The 19,838-nt window shown below is 64.1% G+C and carries 14 protein-coding genes; 6 read left to right on the top strand and 8 right to left on the bottom strand.

Going from position 1 to position 19,838, the window contains the following annotated elements; genetic code table 11:
* Positions 1–40: 40 nt before the first annotated feature.
* Genes HGB10_01240 through HGB10_01255 form a run of 4 tightly spaced genes read right to left on the bottom strand, consistent with a single transcriptional unit; the run spans position 41 to position 4,291 of the window.
* Positions 41–1,246 (bottom strand): ABC transporter permease, encoded by a 1,206-nt coding sequence (locus HGB10_01240; GenBank protein ID NTU70439.1) that lies wholly within the window; start codon positions 1,244–1,246, stop codon positions 41–43.
* On the bottom strand, positions 1,243–2,478 hold the full coding sequence (locus tag HGB10_01245; protein ID NTU70440.1) for an ABC-2 transporter permease: 1,236 nt from the start codon (positions 2,476–2,478) through the stop codon (positions 1,243–1,245). Before HGB10_01245 ends, HGB10_01240 begins: the two co-directional genes overlap by 4 nt.
* Positions 2,478–3,572 (bottom strand): ATP-binding cassette domain-containing protein, encoded by a 1,095-nt coding sequence (locus HGB10_01250; protein NTU70441.1) that lies wholly within the window; start codon positions 3,570–3,572, stop codon positions 2,478–2,480. Before HGB10_01250 ends, HGB10_01245 begins: the two co-directional genes overlap by 1 nt.
* Positions 3,569–4,291, bottom strand: a complete 723-nt coding sequence (locus tag HGB10_01255) for a type 1 glutamine amidotransferase (GenBank protein NTU70442.1) — start codon at positions 4,289–4,291, stop codon at positions 3,569–3,571. The genes HGB10_01250 and HGB10_01255 overlap by 4 nt, the downstream gene beginning before the upstream one ends.
* A gap of 230 nt (positions 4,292–4,521) precedes the next feature.
* Between HGB10_01255 and HGB10_01260 the strand changes: the two genes are divergently transcribed.
* The 3 genes from HGB10_01260 to HGB10_01270 all read left to right on the top strand — a co-directional run bounded on the left by HGB10_01260 (position 4,522) and on the right by HGB10_01270 (position 7,424).
* The gene (locus tag HGB10_01260; GenBank protein ID NTU70443.1) at positions 4,522–5,169 is read left to right on the top strand and encodes a TrkA family potassium uptake protein; all 648 of its coding nucleotides are present in this window, start codon (positions 4,522–4,524) and stop codon (positions 5,167–5,169) included.
* Positions 5,170–5,178: 9 nt separating this feature from the next.
* Entirely contained in the window at positions 5,179–5,883 is a 705-nt protein-coding gene (locus tag HGB10_01265) for a hypothetical protein (GenBank protein NTU70444.1), read from the top strand.
* Positions 5,884–5,948: 65 nt separating this feature from the next.
* Positions 5,949–7,424 carry a PQQ-like beta-propeller repeat protein gene (locus HGB10_01270; GenBank protein NTU70445.1) on the top strand — a complete coding sequence of 492 codons (1,476 nt, stop codon included), beginning with the start codon at positions 5,949–5,951 and terminating at the stop codon, positions 7,422–7,424.
* A 91-nt stretch (positions 7,425–7,515) separates the two neighbouring features.
* On the opposite strand, the gene HGB10_01275 is transcribed toward HGB10_01270, so the two are convergent.
* Complete coding sequence (locus HGB10_01275; GenBank protein ID NTU70446.1) at positions 7,516–9,414, bottom strand: APC family permease; 1,899 nt, start codon at positions 9,412–9,414, stop codon at positions 7,516–7,518.
* Between the two features lie 196 nt (positions 9,415–9,610).
* Between HGB10_01275 and HGB10_01280 the strand changes: the two genes are divergently transcribed.
* Entirely contained in the window at positions 9,611–11,284 is a 1,674-nt protein-coding gene (locus HGB10_01280; protein NTU70447.1) for an AarF/ABC1/UbiB kinase family protein, read from the top strand.
* An 83-nt stretch (positions 11,285–11,367) separates the two neighbouring features.
* Complete coding sequence (locus tag HGB10_01285) at positions 11,368–11,736, top strand: hypothetical protein (protein ID NTU70448.1); 369 nt, start codon at positions 11,368–11,370, stop codon at positions 11,734–11,736.
* Positions 11,737–11,739: 3 nt separating this feature from the next.
* On the opposite strand, the gene HGB10_01290 is transcribed toward HGB10_01285, so the two are convergent.
* The 3 genes from HGB10_01290 to HGB10_01300 all read right to left on the bottom strand — a co-directional run bounded on the left by HGB10_01290 (position 11,740) and on the right by HGB10_01300 (position 17,296).
* Positions 11,740–13,824, bottom strand: a complete 2,085-nt coding sequence (locus tag HGB10_01290; protein ID NTU70449.1) for an HD domain-containing protein — start codon at positions 13,822–13,824, stop codon at positions 11,740–11,742.
* 135 nt (positions 13,825–13,959) lie between these two features.
* Positions 13,960–14,223, bottom strand: a complete 264-nt coding sequence (locus HGB10_01295) for a hypothetical protein (protein NTU70450.1) — start codon at positions 14,221–14,223, stop codon at positions 13,960–13,962.
* A 361-nt stretch (positions 14,224–14,584) separates the two neighbouring features.
* On the bottom strand, positions 14,585–17,296 hold the full coding sequence (locus HGB10_01300; GenBank protein NTU70451.1) for a hypothetical protein: 2,712 nt from the start codon (positions 17,294–17,296) through the stop codon (positions 14,585–14,587).
* A 306-nt stretch (positions 17,297–17,602) separates the two neighbouring features.
* Between HGB10_01300 and HGB10_01305 the strand changes: the two genes are divergently transcribed.
* Positions 17,603–19,786 (top strand): ATP-binding protein, encoded by a 2,184-nt coding sequence (locus HGB10_01305; protein NTU70452.1) that lies wholly within the window; start codon positions 17,603–17,605, stop codon positions 19,784–19,786.
* Positions 19,787–19,838 lie beyond the last annotated feature (52 nt).

A 19,838-nucleotide genomic window follows, 5' to 3' on the forward strand; every position in this document is an offset into this window, starting at 1 on the left:
CTACCCCAGCGGTCGGCGGCGGTTCTTCCCGAATCGCGCCCTACTCGAGTTTGAGCCGAGACAGACCCACCACGAAGAAGACGGTCGCCATGACCAGCAGCGCAGCGACCGGCACGATGACGGCTTCGATGCCCATCCCGCGAGAGACTGTGTTCTTGAGCGCCACCATCGCCTGACCGGTCGGGAGCAGCAGCGCGGTCTTCTGCATGAACGGGGGCGTGATCTCCACCGGCCAGTAGCAGCCGCCCACCATCGCCATCGCGGTGCTCACCACCGGAACGAGCGCGCTGAGTTGACTACGCGTCTTCACGAGCGCCGAGAGCATGATGCCGAGGCCCGTGGCCGCCAGCACCAGGGCTCCCAACGTCAGCGTGACCGCCAGCGGCGAGTTGCCCCACGGCACCCCAAAGAGCAGCGCGCCGAACCCGACGAGGACGGCGGCCTCGAACGCGCCGATGCTCGCGACTCCAAGCACCTTGCCGCCGATGATCTGTCCGCGCGAGGACGGGGTGGCGAGCAGGCGGCGTAGCGTACCAAGCTCGCGCTCCTCGACGATACCGCCGGCACCGGATAGCGACACCATGAGCACGAAGAACACCGTGAACCCAAGCGAGTACTGCGTGTTCGCATTCGCGTTGAGCTCCGAGGCCCGTGTCTTGGACGCGCTCATCGTGGTGGTGACGATACCCACTGGCGGATCAGGGTCCCAGAAGCGATCCGCTTCGGCGTACAGGTCGCGGAAGTCAGGAGCGTTGCTGGGGTAGATGCCACCGTTGCCGTTGGCGAGCACAGTCGCCGTGACGCGCGCGGCCTTCGCGTCGGCCGCGATGCGGTTGCCCGCACCGGTGACGAGCTCGACGACCGCCTGGGCTTCGGTCGACCCGGGATCGCGCACGGTCTCGACCTTCGCGCCGCGGTTGTGCTCGACGTCCTCGCCGAAGCCGCGCTCGATGACGATCGCGACCGGCGCATCGCCCTCGCGCACACGCCTGTACGCCTCGGCGGGTGTGACCTTCTCGACGGTGAAGCCTTCCGGCTCCTCGACCGCCGAGACGATCGCCTCGGCGTAGATGCTGCGGTCCATGTCGGCGACGGGCACCACGAGCCGAGCCGCCGAGCCCGACCCGAACGCCGAGCCGAACACCCACGTCAGCAGTAGCGGCAACGCGAGCGTGCCGATCAGCTCCGAGCGGTCGCGGAAGAGCTGCGTGAGGTTGAGGCCGGCTATCGCGAAGACGCGCCTCACTGCTCGGCCCTCATGCGCCACACGCCGAACGCGAAGAACGCGATCGCGAAGCACCACAGCGCGATCACCGGCGCCATGACACCTGCGAGACCCGCTCCCTGGACCTGCACAGCACGCCACCCCTCGAGCGCCCAGCCCACGAGCGAGAAGTACTTGATGGGCTGGATCCACTCGGGCAACGCGTCGAGCTGGAAGAACGCGCCGCCGATAGCCGCCTGGATCTGGATGAACAGGGGTGCGATCCCGCCGATGGCCCGCTGCGTCTTGGCGATGGCGCTGATCCCCGTCGCAAGGCCGGTCACCGCGGCGACCTCGGCCACCGCGACCATGACGATTGCCAGCGTGCTCTGACCCCACCACACGTTGAGCAGGTACTTGGTGAACAGGAACAACACCGCGAACTGCGTGATGCCGAGGATGAATACGCCCAGCATCTTGCCGCCCACGATCGACTCGCGAGCCGTGGGCGACGCGAGCATGCGTGCCATCGTCTGCTCGGTGCGTTCTCGGACGGTCGACATTGCGCCGAACATCGCAGCGAACATGAGGAACATCGCCGTCATCGACAGCGCGTAGTAGTCGATCGCCCCGACCTTGTTGGTGCCGCCGGAGACCGTGTCGGTCACCTTCACGGCATCGAAGACGTCGTCGCGCGACCCCTCGGTGATTGCGAACCCGACTACGGCGCCCGCTCCGCCGGCCTTGGCGAGCGCCGGCGAGTTGGCGCGCTGCACCGCCTCCATCGTCGTACGCACGACGACCACGACCGCCGAGTACCTCACCGCCACGGAACGCACGATGCTCTCCCAGATACCCGCCGAGACCGTCGAGCCGGGATCTACGAGCACGTCAAGCTTGATCGTCCCCTGCCCGAGGGTGTTGCTGAAGCCCTCGGGGATGACGAGCGCAGCGGCCAGATCCCCGTTGGCGACGCGGTGCTCGACCCCGGCCAGATCGCGCGTGCGCTCCATCGTGAACAGCGCCTTGATGCGCTTCTCGTCGGTAAGCGATGCTTCGAGCTCGGCGGCCTGGTCCTTGACGATCGCATAGGGCCGGCTGTCGAGGTTGACGATCGCGACCGGGATGCGCCCGCTGCCGGACATGATGCCGCCCAGCGCCGCACCCAGGATGACGATGAGCAGCGCCGGCATGCCGAGCAGGATGCCCAGCGCGGTGGGATCCCTCATCCACACGATGAGGTCCTTCTGTGCGATGTCGAACGCGCGGCGCATCAGTCTCGCAGGCCCCGGCCGGTGAGATGCAGGAAGACCGATTCGAGGTCGGGCTCGACGATCTCGATCGCCCGGATGTCGGCGCCCGCTTCGACAATCGCGCTCACCACGTCGCCGAGCACCCCGGCGGCGTCAGGCGCCAGCACTTCGATCGCACCGGCGAGGGCATCGGCGCGCGAGACGCCGGGAAGCGCACGCAGCGCGGCGAGCGCGGCCTCGACCTCGGGCGCGGGCGGAATCGGCTCGTCGTCTGCCGGGTCGGGCTGCGGGCCCTTCGCGTTCTCGACTGCAGCTTCCGCCTCGCTCGCGTCGTCGCCGGGCGAATCGAGCGCGTCGCCCACCTTCACGCGAATCCGGTCCTCGTCGCCCACGAGCGCTCGCAACTCCTCCTGCGAGCCGGTCGCGATGACCTTGCCGTGGTCGACGATGGCGATGTCATCGCAGAGCGCTTCGACTTCCTCCATGTAGTGGCTGGTGTAGAGCACCGTCATGCCGGCTCGGTTGAGCTCGCGCACGGTATCGAGGATGTGGTTGCGGCTCTGCGGATCGATGCCCACCGTCGGCTCGTCCATGAGCAGCACGCGCGGCCGATGCAGGATCCCGGCGGCGATGTTGATGCGCCGCTTCATGCCTCCCGAGAAGGTCTCGACGCGGTCCTTCGCGCGGTCCTCTAGGCCGGCCATCATGAGGCCGTACTCGACGGCATCCGCGAGTGCCTTGCCCGACAGCCCGTACATCTTGCCCCAGAACCGCAGGTTCTCGGCGGCCGTGAGCGTGGGGTACAACGCGATCTCCTGTGGCACGATTCCGAGCACGCGGCGCACGCCGTGTGAGTCGGTACGCACCGAGTGGCCGTCCACGAGGATGTCACCCTCATCGGGTGCGATAAGGCACGAGAGCATCGAGATGGTGGTGGTCTTTCCCGCACCGTTGGGGCCGAGCAGTCCGAAACACGAGTTCTCGGCGATCTCGAAACTGACGCCGTCAACAGCCGTGAAGTCACCGTAGCGCTTCACCAAGCCGCGAACCTCGACGATGGGCGGTCGCTCAAGACCCGCAGTCTCGAACGCGACCGATTCCTGCTCCGCGCTCATCGCACGCCTCCTTCGCCGCGCTCAACCGCGCCCTCCAGGCCGTCGAGGAACTCGAACAGCAGCTCCCGACACTCGGCGATGTGCGCGGGTGCGGCCTCGAGGAACTCGCCCGAATCGGCGACCCATTCGCCGCCGTCCGAGAAGTCGGTGATGCAGGCGTCGAGCAGGCCGTCGACGGTCGCCTCGTCCCACTCGATGTGGAACTGCAGCCCTACCACGCGCCCGTCGTAGACGAACGCCTGATTGCGCGTGAACTCGCTTGAGAGCACCGGCTCCATCCCCAGCGGCAACTCGAACGTGTCGCCGTGCCAGTGCCCGACGACGACCTCATCCGGCCATCGGCTGAACAGCGTCTCACCCAGGCTCGCGGCCGTGGGCATCACCGAGAACCAGCCGATCTCGCGCGCCTCGCCACGCACCACGCGTCCGCCGAGCACCTCGGCGATGATCTGCGCGCCCAGACAGATGCCGAGCACGGCTTTGCCCGCTGCAATCGCGTCGGCGATGTAGCGCTTCTCGGCGACGAGCCACGGCGATGCATCGTCGTCATCGGCGTCCATGGGACCACCCATCACGACGAGCAGGTCGACCTCGGAAAGCGGCGGGTACTCCTCGGTGATGGACTGCGAGATCGAGATCGAATGGCCACACTCGGCCGCCCACTCCCCGATAAGCGCCGGACCTTCGAACGGTACGTGTTGGATCACTTCGATATGCATGGTCGCTCCCCGTGCGACAGGTTGAGACGATACTACCTGACGCCGCACACCACGCGGCGGAGGCGCAACGCCAACGTGCGCCTCTGCGTCGGCGAACGGCTGAATTGTTGTGCCTCATTGTCGCCACTGGCGCGATTTCTGTTGCTGGTCGCCGTGTGCGGGTACTAGGATTGTGCGATGCACGCTCGCCCGGGTCGGCCCGGGTGCGTGCCAAACGAGGGAGCCTGGACATGCACGTCGTCATCGGAGGGTACGGCCGAGTAGGCCGCTACCTCGCCCATGAACTTGAGCGCCAAGGCCACACCGTGGCCGTCGTAGACCGAAATCCCGACGTGTTCGAGGAGTTCGAGGGCATCAACGGACGCAAGCTGTCCGGCGAGGTCTTCGACCGCGACACGCTCATCAAGGCCGGCATCGAGAAGGCCGATGCGTTCGCCGCATGCACGAGCGGTGACAACAGCAATATCATCGCTGCGCGTGTCGCCCGTGAGCGCTTCCGCGTGCCGCTCGTGGTCGCCCGCATCTTCGACCCCAAGCGCGCGGTCATCTACGAGCAGTTCGGCATCCCGACCGTCTCGGCGGTCCAGTGGTCCAGCTCTCGCCTGCTTGCCATGCTCACCGACCCCGACGCGCCGAGTGAGTTCGCGTTCGGCCAAGGCGAAGTCGTCATCCTCGACTCCGAGGTGACGCCGGCAATCGCCGGGAAGCGCGTACTCGATATCGAGCTGCCTCGCGTGCTCTCGATCGTGGCCGTCGAGCGTGACGGGAAGGCGACCATGCTCGCCGATATCGACGAGATCAAGCTCGGTGACCACATGTTCCTTGCTGTCGACCGCGCCTACGCCCCGGAGCTCTCGAAGCTCCTGGCCGGCGAGTAGGAGGCCACCGTGCGTATCGCAATCGTAGGAGCCGGCAAGTCCGGACTCTATCTCGCCCAGCAGCTCCGCAAGGAGCACGACGTCACCCTGCTCGAGGCTCGCTTCGACCGCTCCGAGGTCGTCGAGTCGATGATGCCCGACATCACCGTCATCCACGGTGATGCATGCGAGCCCGAGGTTCTTGAGCACGCCAAGATCGGCGATGCCGACCTGGTCATCTCGGTGACAGGCGACGATGAGGACAACCTCGTCGTGTCGATGCTCTCCAAGCACTTCGGCGCAGGCAAGGTCTTCGCCCGCATCAATCACCCCAAGAACGAGTGGCTCTTCGACAAGGACTTCGGCGTCGACGTGCCGGTCTCCTCAAGCTCGATGATGCTGTCGCTCGTCGAGAAGGAGGTCGGCTTCGGCGACCTCGTCACGCTGCTGCGTCTCCAGGCCGACAACGTCTCCATCGAGGAGATCACGCTGCCCGAGTACGCAACGGCCGTCGGCAAGACGCTCGCAGAGATCAAGCTGCCCGAGAACTCGCACGTCATGGCGATCATCAACCCCGAGACCGGGCTGTCGGTCGCCAAGGGCGACACCGTGCTCGCTCCCGGCGATGAGCTGCTCATGTTCTCCGATGGCGGACATGAGAACGAGGTCCGAGAAGCGCTCGGCATCGCCGTGTCGGCCAAGCGACCGGAAGGCTACGTGGCCGATTCCGAGTAGCGTTTCGGCGCGGGAATATACTCCAAGTAGGAGTGTTTTCTGTTGCCCATGGGAAGGGGGACCCCATGACTCGGAACTCATCGTGTAGCCGCCCCGCGGTTCGTACAGCGATTCGCTTGGTGGTTCTGTTGGCGGTGGCGGTCGTAGTTCTTGGCGCGGCCGCGCCTGCATTCGCGAAGCGTCCGACGCGCGTCAGCGGAATCTCATCGACGTATCTGTTCACCGGCTCATCGGTGATCGGCCACGGCACGCTGCAGCAGTACTACAGTGGCTCGTGGCATGCCTTGGGCTCGCGCTACGTGAAGTTGTACAAAGGCAATGGCGTCGGCGGATGGGTCTACGTGGGGCGGATCAAGACCAGCTCCTCGGGCAGTTTCGCCTTCAATCTGACGACGACGAACGTCTATCGGCTCAAGTTTCTCGACACCTCCACGCTGCATGGGACCTACCGCACGTTCAGCGCGGGTCGTATGTGGAGCATGTTCCGGTCGAGCAAGAGCCATACGGGTCGGGTCGCTTGGGCCGGACCTACCGTCTCGGACATGGACTGGCGCTACAACATAGGTGCGGACATCCAGTCGTCACCGGCAATCGGCAACGACGGGACGATCTACATCGGCACGGCGGACGGTCGCCTGTGTGCGCTCAATCCCAACGGCACGCTCAAGTGGTGGTTCCCTGCAGACGGCGCCGTGAGCGGCTCACCTGCAGTCGCAGGTGATGGCAGCATCGTCTTCGGCACCGAGAACGGCACGTTGTACGCGGTGACCGCCAGCGGTGTCAAGGACTGGCAGCACACCATCAGCGGAAACCCGGCGATCGCCTCATCTCCGGTGATCGGCTCTCTGGGAGTGGTCTACTTCGGCACCGACGACAACTACATCCGAGCACATCTGCTTACCACGGGCGCCCAGGTCTACAGCCCCCACCCCACCGGCGGCGCGGTTCGATCATCGCCTGCGCTCGGCTCGGACGGGACTGTGTACGTGGGCTCATCGGACGGCTACCTCTACGCGCTCAACCCCGACCTCAGCTTCAAGTGGTGGTACCTGACCGCCGGTGAGATCCGGTCTTCTCCCGCGGTCGGCTCTGACGGGACCGTCTACGTCGCGTCCGGCACCTACGATGACGCCTCCCGCGGGATCTACGCCGTCAGGAGCACCGGCACACTCAAGTGGAGGCACGCGATGAGCGGCGCCGGCATCTCGTCTCCGGCGATCGGCGCCGATGGCACCGTGTACTGCGGCCGGGGCTTCTACGACGGAGAGACCGGCTCGGTCATCGCTCTGCGACCCGCAACCGGCTCTGTGAAGTGGACGCGCACGCTCGATGCGGGCATGTGGGCGAGCCCTGCCGTCGACTGCTACGGCCATATCTACATCGGCACATACAACGGCACCCTCTACGGCTTGCGCCCGACCGGCACCGTGATGTGGCACAAGCACACCAATGACCAGATCCGCTCGTCAGCGGCGATCGGCCGCAACGGCACGGTCTACTTCGGCAGCCAGGACCAGTACCTGCGCGCGATGGAGAAGTAGCCAGGGACACGGTATGCAAGAAGGGCCGGTGCGAGTGCGCGCACCGGCCCTTCGTACGTGTGGCTGCGACCCGCAGGCCCGCCGCCCACTGCTATGCGGTCGGACCTGTCTCGACGCCGTCCGCCCGCTTCTCGCGAATCTCGTCGAAGCTGGGATGGTACGGAACGTCGGCGACGATGACGCCTTCTTCGCCGAACAGTTGCTGCTTGATCCAGAACGACGTCTGGTCGTGAAGCATCGCGTCGGCGGCGTTCATCGGCGCGTACTCCGGGATGATCACCGTGATGACGTCGTCCTTCGTGCGTCGAGGCAACGAGCGCACGTGCTCGATGACCGGCGAGATGACCTCGCGGTACGGCGACTCGACGACGATGAGCTTGATGCCGAATCCTGCCTGGTTCCAGCGCTGGCGCATCGACTCGACCTGCTCGCCGCCTGACGAATCGACGAAGAGCGCCTCGACCTCCTCGGCACGAAGCGACTTGGCGTACTGCAGCGCGCGGATCAGTCGGCGATCGATGTTCTTCACGAGTACGACCACGTGGTTGTGAAGCCGGTTGTAAGCCTGATAGTTGAGGTCGGCGAGCTCGTCGGGTTGTATCGCGAGTTCCGCCGAGACGCGCTCGTACTGGCGGCGCACCCAGAGGAACGCGACGATCATCGTCGGGATGAGCAACACGACGACCCACGCACCGTCGCGGAACTTGGTGACGGTGACCACGCCGAGAACGATCGCGGTGATGGTTGCGCCGAATCCGTTGATGGCGGTACTGATCTGCCAACCGGGCTCTTTGCTCTTCATCCAGCGGACGACCATACCCGCCTGCGAGAGCGTGAACGACGTGAACACGCCAAGCGCGTAGAGCGGGATAAGGCGGCTCGTCTGGCCACCGAAGCCGATGATGAGTCCGGCCGCAGCGGCCGTCAGCATGATGATGCCGTTGCTGAAGACGAGTCGGTGACCCAGGTCGCGCAGCTGGTGCGGCAGGAAGCTATCGGCAGCCATGAACGACGCGAGGCGCGGGAAGTCGGCGTACGCGGTGTTGGCGGCGACCACGAGGATTGCCGCAGTGAAGGCGGAGATCACGAAGTACAGCGGCCCCGTGCCGAAGAACTGCCGGGACAGCTGGCTGATGACGGTCTCCTCGGTGGGCTGGACCATGGCGTGAACGGCAAGCCACGACAGCCCGAGGAACATGAACAGTAGGATGCCGGCCATCCAGGTGATGGTGATGCGCGCGTTCTTCGCCGTGGGCTCACGGAACACCGCGACGCCATCAGCGATCGCTTCGACTCCTGTCATCGCCGCACACCCCGAGGCGAACGCCTTGAGGACGAGCATGATCGTCAGGGGCGCCGTCGCTTCGATGATCTCGTGCTGGGGCACCATGATCGCCTCGGCGCCTCCGGTGGTGTAGCGGAAGAAGCCCACGACGATGGTCACCACCATGAGGGCGATGAAGCCGTACGTCGGCACCGCGAACAGGCCGCCGGACTCCTTGACACCCCGCAGGTTGGCGACCGCGAGAAGGGCGACGAACGCAAGCGCTATCTCGATTCGATACGGCGATGCCGCGGGGATCGCGGACGTGACCGCGGCCGTGCCCGCCGACACCGACACCGCCACGGTCAGTATGTAGTCGACCAGCAATGAGGCTCCGGCAACGAGACCGGCGTTGGTGCCGAGGTTGTCGCTTGCCACCCGATACGAGCCGCCGCCCTGCGGGTACGCCTTGATCGTCTGCCGGTACGAGGTGACCACGATGACGAGCAGCACGCCGATGGCGATGGCGATCGGCCACGTCAGCCACAGGCGACTTGCACCGGCCACGGCCAGAACGAGCAGAATCTCGCCGGTGGCGTACGCGGTCGAAGAAAGTGCGTCGCTTGAGAACACCGCCAGCGCGATCGGGTTCGAAAGGCGCTGATGACCGGACTCCTCGTTGTGGAGCGCATCGCCGAGGAACAGGTTCTTGAACCTACTGGGCATGTCGAGCACGACCCCTCACTACACCGCGCCGGCTAGCGCGTATCCGGAGCGCATCCCACACCCCTGACCGAAACCATATCTGCACAGGATAGTGTGCGCGATGGTCCTGCGGAACCCCGAATGTGCTTGTCTCGGGTATACCCTAGTGCATGCGTTACCGCACAACGGCGCCCGTTCCGCACCGAGGAGACCGCCCATGCCCGCCATGACTCGTAGCGAACGCTACCGCAGAATCGTCACCGTCCTGCTCGACGAGGGGTTCGCGACCCTCGCGAGCCAACTCGGACTGCACGCGCCGTGGCTCGCATCGCTTCGCGGCGACCGCGCGAAGGGCGCCGAGGCCGAGCTGACCCCGGAGCAGCGCCTGCGCCGTGCGATGGAGCGGCTCGGACCCACGTTCGCGAAGATCGGCCAGATGCTGTCCGTGCGCCCCGACCTCATTCCGGCATCATTCGCCGATGAGCTCGCCCGACTGCAGGACACGATGGAGCCGTTCCCGTTCGAGCAGGTCAAGGCTGAGATCGAGACGTCCTTCGGCGGGCCGCTCGAAGAGTCGTTCACCGAGTTCGACGAGGTCCCTGCGGCGGCGGCGAGCATCGGCCAGGTGCACATGGCGGTGTTGCTCGACGGCACGCCGGTGGCGGTCAAGGTGCAGCGCCCCAGCATCCACGAAGTGATCGAGGCTGACCTCGACATCCTGCGCACCCAGGCGCGCCGCGTTCAGGGACGCACCGACTTGGGGCAAAGGTACGACCTTGTCGGCCTTGTCGACGAGTTCTCACGCGCAATCCGCGAGGAGTGCGACTACTTGAACGAGGCCGAGAACTGCGAGCGTCTCGCGACCGCGTTCGCCGACGACCCGGATGTACACTTCCCCGCCGTCTACTGGGAGCGCACGACGCCCACGGTCCTCACCCTCGAGCGCATCGAAGGCATCCCGTTCAACCGCCTCGACGAACTCGACCGCCAGAAGGTCGATCGCCAAGCTGCCGCCCGCAAGGGCATCGTCTGCTACTACGAGCAGATCTTCATGCACGGCTTCTTCCACGCCGATCCGCATCCCGGCAACCTCTTCGCGATGGCTGACGGGCGCGTCGCGTTCACCGACTTCGGCCGGTGTGGCAGCCTGAGCGACCACGCCAGACGGCAGGTCGCCGACCTGCTCATCGCGATCATCGAGCAGGACGGCCAGCTCGCGACCGACATCCTGCTCGAGGTCAGCGGCGGTTCGGCCGACATCGACATCCTCGCGCTTCAGCGCGACGTCACCACCCTCATCGCCAAGTACTACGACCTCGAGCTGCACGAAGTGAACAGCAAGACCCTCATCGTCGAGGTCATGTCCCTCATCGGGAAGCGTGGCCTGACGATGTCGAGCGAGTTCGCGCTGCTGCTTACGACATTCGCGACGCTGCAAGCGCTCGGCACATCGGTCGACCCACGGTTCCACTTCGTGAACTCTGTGCAGCCATTCGCGCGACGCCTCGTCGAGGAGCAGATGAAGCCCGAGGCGCTGCTTCAGGGCTTCGCGGGTACGCTTCGCCGAGCAGGTCGCGCGCTGCAGAACCTGCCCGACAGCGTCACGCGCGCACTGCGTCGCGTCGGCGACGGCGACCTGCGCATGACGGTGCGTCCTGCCGGATTCGACCCCTTGATGTCACGCGTCGAGGAGGCTGTCGACAGGCTCGCATTCGCCCTGGTCGTGGCGGCGTTCGTGGTTGGGTTCGCGACGCTGCTCACCCGCGCCGATCTGCCCTGGTGGATGGAGCTCATCGCGCAGTTCGCCATCGTGTGCGCCGCGGGCGTGGGTGTGTGGTTCTTCGCCTCGATCATCTTCCGTCGCTTCAGGCGCCGTAGCCGCGACGACTGACACCCGCTGAGAAACACCGCGACCTGCTAGAACTCCACCGTTGTGGGTATTGACACACTTTGGCCGGAAGACCGGGGTGCCAGATGCCATGGAGCGTTGAGTACCACCCAGACAGCCGCATCATCGAGACACGCTACGAAGGTGTCATGTCGCCCGAGGAGCTGACCCTCGCGGTTCAGACGACGATCGAGGCCGCACACACCAACGGCACTTCGCTCCTATTCGGCGACTGCTCAGAACTGTCGGGCGGGCATTCGCTCGCCGATCTCTACTTCCTCGCCGAGTCGGTGCTTCCGGCGCTCACAGAGGGCGCACGGGAAGCAGTGCTGATGCCGCACCACGGTGAATCCACCGAGAAGGTCGAGTTCTGGGAGACGACGTGCCGCAACCGCGGAATCCACGTGCGGATCTTCAAGGAGCGCGCCGAGGCGCTGGCCTGGCTGACCGGCTAGGCGCTACTGGGCCGATGCCCAGATCGTTTCGAACCGTTCCTCGATCCGAGCGAAAGCCCCTGTCACCGCGGGGTCGAATTGAGTCCCCGCTCCCTCAACGATGATGCGCAGCGCTTCGTCATGCGACATGGCGGCCTTGTAGACGCGGACGGATCGCAACGCTTCGTACACGTCGGCGACCGCCATGATCCGGGCCGTCAGCGGAATCTGCTCCCCTGCCAGGCCGTCCGGATACCCCGTCCCGTCCCACCGCTCGTGATGCGAGCGGGCGATGTCTGCGCCCATGCGGATGAAGGCGTTCGTCGGGTGTCTTCCCTGCACAGCGGCGAGGGTCTCGGCGCCGATGAGCGTGTGGCTCTTGATGACCTCGAATTCCTCGGGGGTGAGCTTGCCCGGCTTGAGCAGAATCGCATCGGGAACGCCGACCTTGCCCACATCGTGCAGCGGGGCGGCATTGAAGAGCATGTTCACGAACTCGTCGTCGATCCGATCCGCGAACGCGATGTCGGTGTGTAGCGACTCCGCGAGCGCCCTGCACAGACCTTGAACGCACTCGATGTGCCGTCCGGTCTCGTCGTCCCGGGACTCAGCGAGCTTCGCGAGCGCGAAAATCGTCGCCATCTGAGATTCCATGAGATCACCGGCCGCACGACGCCGGTCGGTGATGTCTTCCATGATTCCGATGTGCAGTTCAGGCGAGCCGTTGCCTTCGACGAGGGAGACCACGCGCAGCGACACCCAGACCGATTCTCCACCGCTGCGCAGATAGCGCTTCTCGACGGTGTAGGAGTCGATCTTCCCCTGTGTCAGCTGCTGGTTGTTGCGATTGGACACGGCGATGTCATCCGGGTGGGTGATGTCTCGGAAGCTGAGGGTCAACAGCTCATCTCGGCTGCGGTGAAGGATCCTGCAGAACGCCGGATTGACCTCGCGGAACATCCCCGACGCCGGCTCGATGATCGCAATACCGAGCGGGGCCTGAGCGAAGACGGTCTGAAACCGCGCCTCGCTCGTCGACGCTCGCTCATGCGCAACGTCGGCTGCCTCGGCGAGCGCCACGGTTAGGCGGGTGTTCTCGGCGAGCATCAGCACTCCGCGTGCCGCGACGAGCGAAGCGAGTGCAAGCCACACGGAGCCGGCCAAGATGTAGTCCCACCGATCGACCGAACCCGAGAGGACGATCGCGAGCAGGTACGGGATACCGACGACAAGTGTGAGCAGTGCAGTAACGAGTGGGGCCCACGGAACGGTGTACTGTGCTTCGTCGGATAGTGACTCGACCGCCGGGCGCGAAATGCGCAACCACGCCGTCGCTGCCAGGACGCCCCATCCGGCCATCCAGAACAGATCGATCGCGTAGGCGGTGGTGCCGCCCGAAACGTACGTCCCTACGCCCAGAGTCCCGAAGTACAGCGCATCACCGATCGCCCACAGGCCGAATACCGCTCCGAGAAGTGTCCGCGGTTCAATCTTCGTTGGTCGTCGGTAGCCAAGAAGGAAGAACGCGAGGGCGAGGTCGAGGACGATCGAGAGGAATTCAGTGAGTTCACTCAGGTCATGCAGGTAGAGGGTGCCGTGCGTGGTCTTCACCACGAGAACCATGGTGAGGAACGTGTTCACGAGGAGCAGGAGTCCCAAGTCCAGCCCGTCGCTCCACTTGCGCAGGGTGGTCACTCCCTCTCCTCGAACCGACCACAGGGCCACGGGGATGAAGAGTAGGTACGCGACCAGTTCCATTTCCAGCAAGAAGCTGCCGTCCGGCGGTCCCACTGGGTCGATGAACGCGGCGTAGATGGACCAGTTGAACTCGACAGCCGTGAGTATGAGCACGGCGATGAGCGTCAGCGTCCACTCCCTGCGCAGGTGACCCGTTGTGCGTCGGGCCGCTACTGTGGCTGCGACCAGGGCGATCAGCACGGGCACGAGGTACAGGATGCTTTCCAGCGCCGAACGCAGCTGATCCCCCACTGGAAGAAGATGGACGCCAGAGTAGACCAGGCCGAACGCGACGACCAAGCCCGCAGTTGAAAGCGCCCGTCGATGAGCCACGGGTGCGCCTGATGACGCTTGCGCGATGCTTGCGTCCATTGCTGCCTCCCCGCAGCCGAGATGAGAGCGCGCCAACGGCGTCGTTCCAGCCGCCGATCAGACGCGACTACCACCCCGCACTCTCTCCTCGCGATAACGCGACCCCCGAGAGAGGAACGGCCCCTAGTGGTGTAGTTACCCCTTCTGCTCCCGCTCTCCCTGCTCTTCTCGCCATTCGGCCAAAGTCCGCAGGAAGCGAGTCATGCGGTGCTGCATCACATCGCGCTTCACCGTGGGAGCGGCGATCTCAGCGGCAGCGACGCAGACGCGCTCTGCGGCCTCCAGCCGGGCCTGGACGCTTTCGAGGTGGGCAGCGATGCGCTGCGCTGCCTCCGGATTGTGTTCGGCGCGCAGGAGGGCAAGGTCCTCACGCGCGTCTTCGCTGGTGTAGTCCGACATGTGGAATCCTCCGACGGTGCCATCGGCGTTTGTCGCCATCGTCGCGCTGCGACCCACCGCCGTCCAGCGCCAGACAGATGCGCAACGCAACAGGCCGGGAACTCAGTGAGTTCCCGGCCTGCATATTCGTTGGTGGAGACGAAGGGGCTCGAACCCTCGACCCTCGGCTTGCAAAGCGAACCGGGCGGTAGGACGTGATGGGACGTCATAGACCCTGAACTGCAGTTTCTCGGTTTCGCGTTGTACGTGATAGGACGCCGTAGGGCGGCCTCACTAAAGAGAAACTACAGAAACCACGTCCCGGCGTTCTGCCTGTCTGTGTCTCGGTAATGCCTCTCGAATGATAGCCCCCAGAGCGACCCTAATGCAGGTTGGGACTGCCTCGATCACACCATTGAATCTCGGCCAGGTCCTTCATCAGCCATTCGTAGCAGAGCTCCGTGATAGGGCGCTTCCCGTATACGTCCAGAAGCGTATGGACAACCGATGACGAGGACCTCTCGATCAGATCCGTTCGTGTACGTCGGGCGTCCGCTTGGATGGCCCAAAGCTCTTCGGGCGAGGGCTCCTCATCGACAAGGCTAACGCTGACTCGCGAGTCCTCCCCCTCGGGCAGGGGGACGAGGTGCCATATGCCGACAGGTTGCGATTCCCATCCTGTGCCCTCCCGAAAGTGCAAGTAGAACACCAGTTCAACCGGTGAGAGGGCCCAGGTCCTAAGATGTCGTGCGAGTGGCTGGAACAGTCCCTGTGCGAGGCGCTCGTAGGATCTCAATGCACCCTCGTAGACTCCCTCGACTCGTCGTCTAAGTTGCTCGGGTGAGTAGAAGTCCCAGACCCAAGCGCTACTACCAGACCCACGGAGGGAGAGGTCGACGTCAGGAAGGGGCCACGGCGGAACGAAGTTCTCTTCGCCAATAGCACGAAGTCGCTCGATTTCGGGCAGTACCAAGGCGAGTGGGTGCTCTAGTCCCTTCGGAGCGCCCGCGAAGACTATCTCTTCCAAGGGGCAGCCGGTGATGTCACCAAATCGTGCCTGAATGAGTTCTTCGAGTGCCTGCACCCCGATTGCGTCACGCGGTGCACCTCTCCCGAGTACGACGTTCGCACTGTTCCAGATGGCCTCATGCATGACCTCGTCGGCTTCGGGGAATGGGGCCCCGCTTCTGAGAAGCGCCGTCATCTGCTTGCGAACGTGCTGCTGCGCCGTACGCCAAGGCCAGGCCGGGGCTGGCCCCGGGTACAGGAATCCCGACTGTGTCCAGCGGTATCGACTCGGTCCATCCCAACGAATGTCGCCGGGCTTAGTCTCTATGACGTCACCGCTCTCGGGCCTTTCAGCCAGCCACGCGAAGTCCAATCGCGGCCCGTCGGTACTCACGCCCAAAGCTTGCACTTCGCCATCCGATGCGACAGGAACGAGCATGTCCCCCAGAGGACCGAGACCCTTGTGAAATCCGATCATTGCATGGCGCAACAGCGTTCCTGCCTTGTCGGCGTCAGGCATTGGAGTCGCCCGGTCTCTGTCGGCGAGGGGAGATGCACTCTCGCCGAGCAGCTCACCCACTAGGCCAGGATCGACCCGCACGAGCACTGACAGGAGGTTGTCCACAAACTCGGTGGGGGCGAGCTCCAAGAGCACTCTGAGGGCGCCCCTCCACCTGGAGAGCTGCTCTGGGGCCGATGCCAGTTCATCGGCATCGACTGCGCCCTTGAGGATCGCTCTCGCGGCGAACCATTCTTGGAGAAGCGCTAGCGGAAACGAAACCTGGCCGTCTCTTTGTTCAACGAGTCCAGAGTCGGTCAGTGAGGCAAGGTTTCCCGTGTGCGGCAGGTCTCTCGGAGCAACGGCCCGTGCGGAGGCAGTGGTGCTTACCGCGAGATGCATGAGCCATTCGTCAGCCTCAGAGTACCGACGCTCGCTGCCGGGAAGGCCTCGACGAACCAGATGCTGCACGAGTTCGCCGGTTGTTGCCGGCACCGCCGGATTCTCTCTGAGCCACAGACCCATCAGCAGAGCGAACAGCGGGAGCTTGGTTGCTTCGCGAATGCTCGGAGGCCATCGATTGACCTCCCAAGACCTCACCTCGCGATTCGCCGCCTTGGAGACCAAGGCTGAGGTTTCGCTCGGCTCCAGCGTTTCGATTGTGGTCCGCTCATCGTCGCCGAGATTCAGAGGCAGCGGCCGAGTTGTCAGCAGGCATGTGCTGCCGGTGATAGCGTTGAACGCACGTGCTTCGTTCAGAAGCCGCTCAGCATGCGACAGGTCGAGTTCGTCGAGACCGTCGACGATGACCACGGTTCCACCCGTTCCTCCGCCTCCGAGGCGCTTCTCGCGTTCTCCGACTTGCGTGTGGAGTGGTTCGTCGGTGAGCGTGTGTGAGTCGAGCCACACAGGCGCTAGGTCAACATCTGATGAAGCCAGTTGGATTGTGTACTGCAGCACGCTCTCTGCGAACGTGCTCTTTCCTGCGCCGACGGGAGCCACGACCACCTTCAGTGAACCCGAGCGGACCAGCCGCTCTGCCGCTTTCACGTGGAGTGACAGTAGTAGCGAGGCGAACGCTGGGGCTTGGGCTGATTCGACGCCGGCAGCAATACACCGTGTCGTCATGCGCTGATTGGAGCCATGAACTAGCTCCTGCAGTACTTCCTCGCGTGGAGTCGTATGCAGAGTGACCAGTGCCTCGGACGCTTGAGCAGCCTTGGTTGCCTCCCTCAGGGTGCTGAGCTGAAGGTCATACCGCTGTGCAACCCGGAACGCAGCTAGGTAGGCTTCCGCGAGTTCCGGAGAGTCATCCGGTCGGTTGTCGAACCGTGAGAGGTTGAGATCACCTGTAGTGAGTGCATCTGTGCGCAGGCTGAGGGCCTCCTCGACGATGAGAACCCAGTTTTCCTCCCAGGCAAGGAAGCTCTCGTCGACTGGCTGAATCGCGGACCATGACTCGCCTGCAGCCAACTCCGCGACGGCAGCATCATGAGCAGCGATAATCCTGGCCTGCGCCTCATCTCGGGGCGTCTTTCCCGGCAGCATGATCGGGAGAAGCGAGACTGCGAGTCCTATGGCTTCCATGATTGGCATGTCTCGCCCGTCATCCTCTGGGTTGGGCCCGCGACTCTGTGCATGAGGCGGGAGGGTACGCCTTACACAGAGTAGCGTCTCAACGGCCATGATCGCTTGTGAGGTTGGCTCGAATGCTGCCGACGAGGGCAGCCAGCCGGACAGGTGGAGGTCTTCATCCCACTGGTCCTCGCTTGCTGATCAACCAAAGCTGAGTCACGCACATGCTGATGTCGCAGCGAACCTGCATAATCCTAGGGGCCGCATATCCGAGTCCGCTCGGGTGTCGTATCTGCCGGGTGAGTCTGGGGGGTCTCCTTGGGACGCAAGACAAGAGTTATCACGTTCGTCGTGCTGGTCATTGCGCTGACCGCAGCGTTCTACATCGTCGCCGGGCAAGACTTCCTGTTGGACGTGCCGACCCTGGTCGTGTACACGTCGCTAGTGACCATGACGCTGGTCGTCTTCCTTGTAGAGCACTACTTCGGCACACCGTCCGGTGCGCTGGCGACCTCAATCTCCGGAGTGTTACTACTGATTCCCGCGTACGAGGGCTTGAGCGATTTGGGCCCGGTGTACTGGCTCATCCTTGTCTGGTGCGTTGGACTCGTTGCGTGCTCGAGCGCTGCCCTCATGATCCTGCCTGACAGGGAGGCGCACGGGGCGAAGGCCGAGAGGGCGAGGTCGACTTCGGCCCGCCTCAAGGGGCTGAGCGTTCAGTACGGCAGCGCCCGACTCGTCTTCGGCTCGATTGCGGTGACCACAGCGCTTGTATACATGATGGACGACCCGTACTTGGTGGGCCTGGTCTTCTTGTACGTCGTAGTGATCTTCGGGCTGGACACTCGAAGGCTGGGAGCCTCACGACCGCTGGAGACAACCGTGGTCGGCACAATCGTCAGGATTGAACCGAACAACGTGCTCCGCGTGACGGTCGGTAAGTACTCGGATCTAGTTGCTGGATCGAAGGTCGCCTACATTCTGCCGGGAGACGACGCGTCGGCTCGTCGCCAAGGGACGGTTGCGAAGGTCTATCGGACGATCGGTGGTCCGGAGGCCGTTGTCATTGAGGATGTCGGAGTCCTTGCACCAGCCGGGCCGGCGTTTGAGCATGGGGACGTCGCCGTCCTGCCCGAAGCGGCTACTGCCAGCGGTGTCGGTCTTGTGTCAGACAACTCAAGGATTTCATCAATCAAGGTGCAGACGTTGTCGCTCTCTGGTCTTCAGGAGGGCTCGTTACTAGCGGCGAACGTGGCCGCAGATGGCGACCAGACCGAGGTCATCTATCAGGTCTTTGACGCCGCAGTCCGGCATGAGGACGCACAGGCGCTGACAATCGCAGAAGCCGTCCAGTTGGGCGTGTGGAGCACAGCGGAATGCGGGCTTGTCAGATACGGCTGGGTTCCGCCAGTGAACACACTCATCACCCCCGTTGATGGCTCATGCAGCACGAGCGTTCCTGACGAGTCCATTCTTCTTGGCCACCTGCCGGGAACTGAGTACCCCGTCGCACTCAATCGTGACGCACTGCGGGGGACACACATCGCCATCCTTGGCGTCACCGGATGCGGCAAGTCCGTCACCTCACGCTACCTTCTGAAGGAACTCGCGACCGATCACTCTCGCGTCGTGGTCGTCGATCTAACCGGCGAGTACGGACGTCTGCTACGCGATCCGGCGCCGAACGCGATAGTGACCCAGGAGGTCCAGGGCAAGCTCATCGCGTCAATCGAGAAGCTCATGCTGCAGATGGCTGAGTTCCCCAACAAGCGAGACCAGAACCTCATTCGCGACTGCGAGGCCAATCTGGACAAGGGTTTCCGGCAGTCTCTAGGGGACTGGATCACTGCTGACGACGGGACCTATGCACTGCTGGAGCTGCCGAGCTTTGAGAACACTGCTACTAGTCTGGAGTACACGCGTTGGTTCTTGCGGACGCTCTTTGATATCGCACGGACTGACGGGCTTGCGGGCAAGAACGTCACCGTGGTCCTGGAAGAGGCTCACACGGTGGTTCCAGAGTGGAACTTCGCCGGCGCCAGAGGGGACAGGTCGGCAGAGGGCCTGCTGAACTCGATAGCCCAAATAGCATTGCAGGGCCGGAAGTACGGGATCGGGTTCGTCGTCATCGCTCAACGCACCGCCAACGTCTCCAAGACCGTCCTGACGCAGTGCTCCTCCGTGATTGCGTTTAGAAGCTACGACAACACCAGTGCCGACTTCCTGTCGAACTACTTGGGTGACGAACTGGTCAAGGCACTACCAAACCTCCCTGACCGACACGCGATTGTGGTAGGGAGTGCCTTCCGCTCGCAGGTACCGCTGATATGTCAGGTGCTGGACATCGACGAGGGCAACGCCGAGGACGGTACTGTCGGGACGGGGCTTGAGGCGCAGGAGTCCGCAGACCCCCTGCCGGATACGTTGGTTGGCGCCCCGTCGATTGGCGAGTCGAGTCACCCATCAGTTCCTTCAGGGCTCGACGACGACATCCCGTTCTGAGCCCATCCGGTTGCCTCCGCCGTCGTGTGATGTGATCCTGGCGTGACGGGGA

This window comes from Coriobacteriia bacterium, from assembly GCA_013334745.1.
Classification (GTDB): Bacteria; Actinomycetota; Coriobacteriia; order Anaerosomatales; family JAAXUF01; genus JAAXWY01.

Coding starts and splice junctions, on each gene's coding strand:
- HGB10_01245 (NTU70440.1), bottom strand. CDS start 2,478: ATGCGCCGCGCGTTCGACATCGCACAGAAGGACCTCATCGTGTGGATG.
- HGB10_01250 (NTU70441.1), bottom strand. CDS start 3,572: ATGAGCGCGGAGCAGGAATCGGTCGCGTTCGAGACTGCGGGTCTTGAG.
- HGB10_01255 (NTU70442.1), bottom strand. CDS start 4,291: ATGCATATCGAAGTGATCCAACACGTACCGTTCGAAGGTCCGGCGCTT.
- HGB10_01260 (NTU70443.1), top strand. CDS start 4,522: ATGCACGTCGTCATCGGAGGGTACGGCCGAGTAGGCCGCTACCTCGCC.
- HGB10_01270 (NTU70445.1), top strand. CDS start 5,949: ATGACTCGGAACTCATCGTGTAGCCGCCCCGCGGTTCGTACAGCGATT.
- HGB10_01275 (NTU70446.1), bottom strand. CDS start 9,414: ATGCCCAGTAGGTTCAAGAACCTGTTCCTCGGCGATGCGCTCCACAAC.
- HGB10_01280 (NTU70447.1), top strand. CDS start 9,611: ATGCCCGCCATGACTCGTAGCGAACGCTACCGCAGAATCGTCACCGTC.
- HGB10_01285 (NTU70448.1), top strand. CDS start 11,368: ATGCCATGGAGCGTTGAGTACCACCCAGACAGCCGCATCATCGAGACA.
- HGB10_01290 (NTU70449.1), bottom strand. CDS start 13,824: ATGGACGCAAGCATCGCGCAAGCGTCATCAGGCGCACCCGTGGCTCAT.
- HGB10_01295 (NTU70450.1), bottom strand. CDS start 14,223: ATGTCGGACTACACCAGCGAAGACGCGCGTGAGGACCTTGCCCTCCTG.
- HGB10_01300 (NTU70451.1), bottom strand. CDS start 17,296: ATGGAAGCCATAGGACTCGCAGTCTCGCTTCTCCCGATCATGCTGCCG.